This is a genomic window from Streptomyces sp. SID5910, assembly GCF_009862125.1.
Classification (GTDB): Bacteria; Actinomycetota; Actinomycetes; order Streptomycetales; family Streptomycetaceae; genus Streptomyces.
Genome location: NZ_WWHX01000040.1, coordinates 1 through 1324 on the forward strand (window position 1 = coordinate 1; position 1324 = coordinate 1324).

Consider the following 1324-nt stretch of genomic DNA (forward strand, 5'->3'; position numbering starts at 1 on the left):
CCGCCGCCCCGCCCCGGGACTTCCCCGTTCCACGCGGCTGCCCCTTCGCCGCGCCCGCCGAGTACGCCGCACTGCGCACCCACGACCCCGTAGCCCGCGTCACACTGCCGACCAAGCGGGAGGCATGGGTGGTCACCCGCTACGACGACGTACGCGAACTGCTCTCCGACCCGCGGGTCAGCGCCGACATCCGCCGCCCCAACTTCCCCGCCCTCGGCGAGGGCGAGCAGGAGGCCGGGGCCAGGTTCCGCCCCTTCATCCGCACCGACGCCCCCGAGCACACCAAGTACCGGCGGATGCTCCTGCCGGTGTTCACGGTGCGCCGGGTCCGGGCGATGCGGCCCGTGGTGCAGGCCCGCGTGGACGAGATCCTGGACGGCATGCTCGCGGCCGGCGGCCCGGTCGACTTCGTCTCCGCGTACGCCAACGCCGTGTCCACCTCGGTGATCTGCGAACTGCTCGGCATCCCCCGCGAGAACCTGGAGTTCTTCCGGGACGTCACCCGGATCTCCGGCTCCCGCCGCAGCACCGCCGAGCAGGTGTCCGAAGCCCTCGGCGGCCTGTTCGGGCTGCTCGCCGAGCTGATCGCCCGACGCCGGGAGGAGCCGGGGGACGACCTGATCTCCAAGCTGGTCACCGACCACCTCGTCACCGGCGACGTGACGACGGAGCAACTGCTCTCCACCCTCGGCATCACCGTCAACGCCGGCCGCGAGACCACCACCAGCATGATCGCCCTGAGCACCCTGCTCCTGCTGGACCGGCCCGAGCTGATGGCCCAACTGCGCGACGACACCTCGCTGATGCCCGCCGCCGTCGACGAACTCCTGCGCGTCCTGTCCGTCGCCGACTCCATTCCGCTGCGCGTCGCGGCCGAGGACATCGAGCTGTCCGGCCGGACGATCCCCGCCGACGACGGCGTGATCGCCCTCCTCGCCGGCGCCAACCACGACCCCGAGCAGTTCGACGACCCCGAGCGGGTCGACTTCCACCGCACCGCCAACCACCACGTCGCCTTCGGCCACGGTGTCCACCAGTGCGTCGGACAGCACCTGGCCAGGCTGGAACTGGAGGTCGCCCTGGGCACACTCGTCCGCCGCGTCCCCACCCTCCGCCTCGCGGGGGGCCGGGACGACGTCGTCGTCAACCACGACTCGGCCACCTTCGGCCTCGAAGAGCTCAGGGTGACCTGGTGACCGCGTCCCGGCCCTCGGCGCGCGACGCCCGCGTCGCCGGCCCCTGGATCCGGCGGTGGAGCGCCGGGGCCGCACCCCGGTTCACGCTGATCTGCCTGCCGCACGCAGGCGGCAGCGCGGGCTTCTAC

1 protein-coding gene is annotated in these 1324 nt (G+C 72.9%); it reads left to right on the top strand.

Features of this window, described 5'->3' with window-relative positions; all coding sequences use genetic code 11:
• A partial coding sequence (locus tag GTW67_RS01485; protein WP_237518600.1) for a cytochrome P450 occupies positions 1 to 1196 on the top strand: 1196 nt, incomplete at its 5' end.
• Positions 1197 to 1324 lie beyond the last annotated feature (128 nt).